The sequence below is a fragment of the Roseofilum sp. genome, from assembly GCF_982964205.1.
The window spans coordinates 1-7,731 of the sequence record NZ_CEZBFX010000171.1 but is presented as its reverse complement, the minus strand read 5'-3'; the positions used below and the strand labels follow the sequence as shown (position 1 = coordinate 7,731).

At 45.7% G+C, this 7,731-nt stretch carries 6 protein-coding genes; 4 read left to right on the top strand and 2 right to left on the bottom strand.

Annotation, left to right across the window (positions count from 1 at the left end; translation table 11 throughout):
• On the top strand, positions 1-982 hold a 982-nt coding region (locus tag AC3A14_RS23375; protein ID WP_318734723.1), incomplete at its 5' end, for a DUF1517 domain-containing protein.
• A gap of 109 nt (positions 983-1,091) precedes the next feature.
• On the opposite strand, the gene AC3A14_RS23370 is transcribed toward AC3A14_RS23375, so the two are convergent.
• Entirely contained in the window at positions 1,092-1,763 is a 672-nt protein-coding gene (locus tag AC3A14_RS23370; RefSeq protein ID WP_318734725.1) for a lamin tail domain-containing protein, read from the bottom strand.
• Positions 1,764-1,866: 103 nt separating this feature from the next.
• On the bottom strand, positions 1,867-2,628 hold the full coding sequence (tatC, locus tag AC3A14_RS23365) for a twin-arginine translocase subunit TatC (protein WP_318734729.1): 762 nt from the start codon (positions 2,626-2,628) through the stop codon (positions 1,867-1,869).
• A 361-nt stretch (positions 2,629-2,989) separates the two neighbouring features.
• On the opposite strand from tatC, the gene gor reads away from it, so the two are divergent.
• The 3 genes from gor to AC3A14_RS23350 all read left to right on the top strand — a co-directional run.
• The gene (gene gor, locus AC3A14_RS23360; protein ID WP_318734376.1) at positions 2,990-4,339 is read left to right on the top strand and encodes a glutathione-disulfide reductase; all 1,350 of its coding nucleotides are present in this window, start codon (positions 2,990-2,992) and stop codon (positions 4,337-4,339) included.
• A gap of 410 nt (positions 4,340-4,749) precedes the next feature.
• Entirely contained in the window at positions 4,750-5,502 is a 753-nt protein-coding gene (locus AC3A14_RS23355; RefSeq protein ID WP_318699001.1) for a DUF928 domain-containing protein, read from the top strand.
• Positions 5,503-5,508: 6 nt separating this feature from the next.
• Positions 5,509-7,731 (top strand): two-partner secretion domain-containing protein (locus AC3A14_RS23350; RefSeq protein WP_487779192.1); only part of this gene is annotated, 2,223 nt, incomplete at its 3' end.

The following is a 7,731-nucleotide window of genomic DNA, read 5'->3' as shown; positions in this document are numbered from 1 at the left end:
ACTGCATTCTGCACCACCTCCACCACCTCGTCCCAGTCATGCTGCACCACCTCCACCTCCAGGTTACGCTGCACCACCTCCCCCAAAACCGGTTATCTCCGTTCCTGTTCCTGTGCCCATATCAGGCGATCGCCGCCCTGCTGAGGATGTTTTGCCTAGAACCGATCCCCCCCCTGCTCCTCCTGCACCACCGACTCCTGGCAGCTATCTAGAGCCACATCAGCCCTTAAATTCTGCTCCTCCTCCTCCCCATAGGCATCGCAGACCCGATCGGGACAGGGCTGGCGCTTATGCTAGTCATCATCATTCGCGAGCCAACTGGATGGGGTTGGTGCTGTGGTTGCTTATTATTGGGGGCGCTGTATTTATTGCGTATTTAATTTTCAGTCGTCGTTCTCCTGGCAATGAGTTGGACAATGATATTGTGACGGTGAGTAAGTTACAAGTGGCTCTATTGGCTCCAGAGGGCGATCTTCAACAGCAGTTAACTCAGTTAACGTTCAATGGGGATACCGAAACGCCAGAGGGGTTGATAGATATGTTGCAAGAGGGAGCGTTGGCTCTCATGCGAAGGAGAGATCGCTGGTGTTATGTTTCTTCCAGTTCTCAAACTGTTTATTCTCGCGAAGAAGCACAACAGTTGTTTGAACAACTCTCTCTAGAGGAAAGGAGTAAATTCACCTCCGAAACTTTAGTGAATGTCAATGGTGCAGTTCAAGAAAAACTTGCCGCTTTAAGTCAAGAATTTTCCACTCCCGGTTCTTATGTTGTCGTCACCTTCCTAGTGGGAACTGCCGACGATCAACCTCTATTTAAGGACATCCAAACTCCAGAATCTTTAAGAGAAGTGTTAGGACGTTTAGGTGCTATTTCTCCTGACTATCTCCTCGTGTTTGAATTACTGTGGAGTCCCCAAGAAGAAAGTGCTAACTTATCGAGCGATGAACTCCTAATCTCCTACAGTCATATGATCCCGTTATAGCGAGAAGTGCTAGGGAATAGAGAGAGCCTGTAGTGCCATTAACTACTTAACTTGAGAGAGAGGACAATTGGCTCTAAGCCAATTTTTAAGGATAGTGTGGGTTGGGTTGTTAATTAGAATTTTGATAGCTATAACTGGAAACTTCATTCCCTTGAGCATCAAAGAGCTTTCCCGTACCCCCTTGATCGTTCCAGAGGGCACTTTTGTATTCAAAACTAAATCCCCCAGACTCTTGATTGATTTGATCCGTATAGACTCGTATGGTTTGACCAGAGGCTAAAGACGTGCTTTCAGGAAAGATAAATTCTTTATTTCTGCCGGATGAAAGAACTTTCCAGCCTGATAAATCAACACTTTTATCGCTATGATTGGCGATCGCGATATATTCATCAGATTGAGACCCTTTGATCTGGCCTTTATAGCCAATTTCAGCGATCGCTACTTTACCATTGGATGAATAAGAAATGCTAGAGACTTCATTGCCTTGGGCATCAAAGAGTTTTCCTGTACTTCCTAGATCGTTCCAGAGGGCAGTTTTATGTTCAAAACTAAATCCTCCAGACTCTTGGTTAATTTGATTGGTATATACCCGGCATTTTTTGCCAGAAGCTAAGGCTGTCCCTTCAGGAAAGATAAATTCTTGATTGGTTCCTGATGAAGCAACTTTCCAACCCGATAAATCCGCACTTCCCTCTCCATAATTGGCGATCTCAATATATTCATCAGATTGAGAGCCTTTGATTTCACCCTTGTAAAGAATCTTGCTTAATACGACTTCCATTTCTTTAATTCCTAATTGTCTTATCTTTGACCACGGCTCATACTGGTAAAAACCCAATGGAGAGCCAATTTTAAGGTTCAGAATTCGTATTTTACCACACCAGTTAACGACCGATCGCCTTTACTAACCCAACGCCCCCAAAATACAGCCCTAAAACGGCTCCCGCGAGTAAACTTTGTGTCACCGGATCGGTAGAGGGAGTGAGGATCGCGCCGAGTAGTACCCCTCCCATTACCACATAGCGCCATCCTGCCAGCATTTGTTGCGATGAAACGAGTCCTAAGACACTCAATAGCACTTGAATGACGGGGACTTGAAACGCCAATCCGGTACTAAACATCAACAGCAATACAAACTCAAAATAGCGATCGATTGACCATGCTTGCTCAACGACTTCCGCGCCATAGGTGATAAAAAAGTTCAATGCTGCGGGAATTAACACCATTTGGGCAAACAGCAACCCAGTCAGAAATAAGACACTCGATCCCACCACCACCGGCAGCACTAAGCGCCGCTCCCTGCGCGTCAATCCGGGAAGAACAAATTGGATAATTTGATAGAGAATCGCGGGAGTTGCCAGGATGATACCGCTATAGCCGGCCACTTTCAGGGAAACAAAGAAGTATTCTCCCGGAGCTAATTGTAAAAACTTCACATTTCCTGCGGGAATTTCCAGGAATTGCACAATCGGCTTGACTAACACAAAACAGCCTACCACTGCGATCGCCACCGCAATTAAGGCATAGAAAAACCGTTGCCGCAGCTCTTCCAAATGATCAAACAACGACATTTCCACATCATCAGACAATTCATCCAGAGGGTCTACAGTCAGATCTTCCGTTGGCGTTTCGGTCTCTACAGTCATGTTCAGTTATCGGTCACCAGGTCTATGAAAATTGTATCGAGAATTGACGAATTAACAATAGACATCTCCTAAAACTTCGTTTTTTAAACGACAGCATTAGGGTTTCAGCCTAATTCTAGGAGATGTCTAATGAACAACAAAAAGCAATTTAGTTCAGATCTCTTAGGGTGCGTTACCCTTTCGCTAACGCACCCAGACCGGTCAAGGTGGCAAAGTTGAGCAACAGCATTGCCCACCCTACTCTCTTAAGATACAAGGGGCGGGTTTAGGATATTAATTGGTGGGAGTCCTACATTTGGGTGAACCCGCCCCTACAAAACCCATTCATTACAATAGAAGGAAATTTGGGAGAATAAGAACCATGAGTTACGATTTCGATTTATTTGTCATTGGTGCCGGTTCAGGAGGAATTGCCAGTGCTAGACGTGCCGCCGAATATGGCGCTAAGGTTGGTATTGCCGAATTCGATCGCCTGGGGGGAACCTGCGTTAACCGAGGCTGTATTCCCAAAAAACTAATGGTGTATGCCTCCCATTTTCCCAGTTGGTTTGAAGAGAGCCAAGGCTACGGCTGGAGTCCGGTGGAAAGTGAGCTAGATTGGACGAAAATGATTACGGCTGTGAATGGGGAAGTCGATCGCCTGAATGGGGTGTATCAGAGAATGTTAGATAAATCTGAGGTCAAGTTATATCAAGGATATGCTGAGTTTGTCGATCCTCATACCCTGAAAATTGGTGAAGATACGGTAACGGCGGATAAAATCCTGATTGCCGTGGGAGGCAAACCGGTTAAACCCGATATTCCTGGGATTGAACATACCTTAATTTCCGATCAAATTTTCCAGCTCACAAAGCAACCCAAACGGGTGGTCATTTTAGGCGGTGGATATATTGGCGTAGAATTTGCCTGTATCCTCCATGGACTGGGAACCGAAGTGACGGAAGTGATCCGTCGGGAGCATATTCTCCATGGCTTTGATGGGGATATTCGCACCCATATTCAATCGGAAATGGAGCGCCATGGTGTCCGGATTTTAAACAAGAGCGTGATTAAGCTGGTGGAAAAAACGGATGAAGGTCTAGCGGTGACGATTGCGCGAGAAAATGAGGAGGAGATTATCATTGCTGATGCAGTGGGAATCTCGGCAACGGGACGTAGACCCAATTTAGAGAAATTAGGGTTAGATAAAGTAGGGATAACCGTGGAAAAAGGGGCGATCGCCGTTGATGCCCATAGTCGCACCAACATCGAACATATCTACGCCGTTGGAGACTGTACAGATCGGGTAAATTTAACCCCGGTTGCCATTGGAGAAGGTCGCGCTTTTTCTGATACCCATTTTGGTGGGAAATCTCGGCAAATGAGTTATGATAATATACCGACTGCTGTCTTTTCCAATCCTGAAGCGGGAACCGTGGGCTTGACGGAAGAAGAAGCTCGCACTCAGTATGGTGATAAAGTTAAAATTTACCGTGCCAAGTTTAGACCCCTTTATCATACCGTGAGCGGCCAAGAAGACCGTACATTAATGAAATTGGTAGTTAATGAAGAAACGGATAAGGTCTTAGGAGCGCATATGGTGGGAGAACATGCAGGAGAAATTATCCAGGGCGTGGCGATCGCCCTGAAAATGGGAGCTACCAAAGCCAACTTTGATGCCACAGTTGGCATCCACCCCAGTTCAGCCGAAGAATTTGTCACCATGCGTTAGTCTTAGTCCCTTCAAGATCGAGGGATTAGAGCCTCATCATTGAAGCATTGCCGTAATAGAATGGGGGGTTTCACCCCCTTTTTCTCTTGCCAATGTATCACTTAAGAGCAATTTACAATTTACCTCAATCCTTTAGTTTCTTCCGGAAAGTTTTTGAAATCTAAACCCCAAATATTTGATTTCAGTACTCGATCCTCCTTGAAAACTCTTGGTGGATGTCTTAATGAAAACTTAAAAGAAAAATCCGTACTTGTTCGGTTAAAGAGAGAACGGAAAAACACTAAACTGTTTCTATGAGAACTTCTATCCTTCCTTATCTTCCGATCGGGTAGATGAAGACTATCCTTAAGATTACTGAGATCTCTAGATCGCCTCCCTTGTATCCATCGTAATAACCTCGGTTATTGAAAATGAAAAAAAACACATGCTGGTCAGAAAAAAAACGCAAACTAGCTACCTTGACTTTCGTAGCAACTCTGGGTTGGCACAGTGCATCTACTGCCCTCCCTAAACCCAGTTTTGAAATGGCCCAAGCCTTTAATCCTCCAAGAAGAGGAGCGCCCCCCAGAACCTCAGATGCAGGAACTCGTGGCTGTAGTGTTTCTGAAGGGAATAACCAACCCTTAACCGCTTTAGTTCCTCTCAAAGATTTAGCCTTAACTTTAGAAAGCCATCCTACCCTCTTCTGGTATGTTCCTCATGCTGAAGGTAAAATGCTGAAATTTACCTTGATGGACAAAAACGACACAACAATTATCTACGAGAAAGTACTGCGTGCCCCTTCTGAATCGGGAATTGTCAGTATCCGCTTATCGAAAGAGGAAGCAGAGGGACTAAAACACAATGAACTCTACCATTGGTATTTATCCTTAGTTTGCGATCCTCAAGACCGTACAGGTGATATCATTGTGGATGGTTGGATAGAACGTATTGAAGCAAGCGACCCTCTAAAAGCCCACATTCAACAAGCTAGTCCAGAAGCTCTACCCAAGATTTATGCTGAGTCAGGCATTTGGCATGACGCACTATCAGCGATGGCTCAACTGTACGATCGCCATCCCCAAGATGGGGCGATCGCCAACCAATGGGAAACGTTGCTCCGCTCTGTTCAACTCGATGCATTTGCCCAAAGCCAACTCCTTTCATCGAGTGAATCCGAGTAATTACTTATGTCCCTGCGGATAAACAGCTTGAATCTCCTGCTCACCCTATCCCTGTGGTTGTGCGGAAGCTATGTCCAAATTGCCCAAGCCCAAACCATTGTACCAGCGGCTGATGGTACAGGAACGACAGTGATTCCCCAGGGGAATCAATTCTATATCCAAGGGGGGAGTACCTCTGCTGATGGTGCGAACCTCTTTCATAGTTTTATTCAATTTGGCCTTACTCCTCATCAGGTGGCCAATTTTTTGTCTACACCAGGACTTGAGAATATTTTCAGCCGCATTAATGGGGGAAATCCATCTACAATTAATGGGTTAATCCAAGTTTTAGGAGGTAATTCTAACCTCTATCTCATTAATCCTGCGGGGATTCTATTTGGCCCCAATGCCCAACTCAATGTTCCCGCTGCATTTCACGCTACAACTGCCACGGGTATTGGTTTTGGTCAAAATCAATGGTTGGATGCATTTGGGGACAATAACTGGCAAATTTTGACCGGTACACCTAATGAATTTAGGTTTGATGGAGCTAGTCCAGGCGTAATTTTGAATTGGGGCAACTTAACGGTTGATGACGGTGAAGCCTTGAACTTAACCGGTGGCACAGTCATCAATTTAGGAACCCTCAATGCACCAGGAGGGACAATCACCTTGGGCGCAGTTCCCGGTCATCACACCCTACGCATTTCCCAAGAGGGACACTTACTCAGTTTAGAAATTCCAGTTGGCGATCGCCAGTCTGTCCCCTTTAACCCCCTCTCCGTTCCTGAACTGCTCACGGGGGGAGAAATTCCCCATCATGTTTCCCAGATCGAGGTAAATGCTCAGGGACAACTGGTATTAACCCATTCTGAGATTACCATACCAGACCATCCAGGCGTGGCGATCGCCTCCGAAACCCTAGATGTTTCCCATACCCAACCCGATCTTAACTCTGGAACTATAAACATCATTGGGACTCAAGTCGGCGTAATTGACGCAACTCTTGATGCTTCTACTCCTGGAAATGGTGGTCAAATTTACATCGGCGGATCGTACCAAGGAAAAGGCCCTCTACCCAACGCCCAACAAACCCTCATTAGTCCTGATTCCCACATCCGTGCTAATAGTTTGGATAACGGAAATGGGGGAGAAATTATCATTTGGTCAGATGGAAATACCCAATTTTACGGCACAGTAGAAGCGCGAGGAGGAGAAACTGGAGGAAATGGGGGATTAGTAGAAGTTTCCGGCAAAGACACCCTTACTTTTTCCGGCAAAGTTAATGTCAGCACTCCAGCCGGAAATTGGGGAACCCTCTTACTTGATCCGGAAAATATTCTAATTGCCAATACCTTTGACCCTCCAGAAGCCGAGAATAACCTGCCCAGCATTGACTTTACCCAATTTCCAGGAACTGATATTACCCTTAATGCTACTACTTTAGAACAGGTGGCAGGCAATATTGTTTTAGAAGCGACCAAGAACATTACCATTGCCAATGGAGTCTCCTTAAATTTCTTACCGGGTACGGGTTCTATCATCTTTAGGGCTGATGCGGATAGGAATAACAACGGTTCATTTATGATGGACTCATCCGCCACCTTTACCGCTCCGGGTAGAGAGATTAATATTTCAGGAGCCAGTATTACCCTTGGAAACTTAAATACCAGCGATAATTCACAAGGGGGAAATATTTCTTTAACGGCTTCTGCGGGCACTATTACCACCGCAAACCTCGATACCCATTCCGATGGACAAGGGGGCAATATATCCCTAACCACTTCTGGGGGAAGTATTAGTACGGGAAATCTGAATACATCCACCCAAGCCGGTAATGCTGGTACGATTCAATTGACGACGGAGATGGGTGATATAACCACAGGAGAATTGAACTCAAGCGCTACTCAGCTAGCTGGAAACGGTGGCAACATTAACCTATGGATTCAAACAATTGGGAACATTACAACATTGAGTTCTATCCGTTCGAGTGCCCAAAATGGGAATGCAGGACATGTTTTCTTTGAAACTCAACAAGGGAACATTGTTGTACAAGGTATTGACTCAACGACCAATGATAGTCAGGGGGGGGATATTACCCTCAAAATTACTTCCGGAAATGGGTCGATCTCCCATGGAATCTTAGATGCTAGTGCAAATAATGGCAGCAATGGCATAATTCTTGTTTCTCCCACCCCAACCCCAACGCCGACCCCAACGCCGACCCCGACCCCAACGCCGACCCCGACC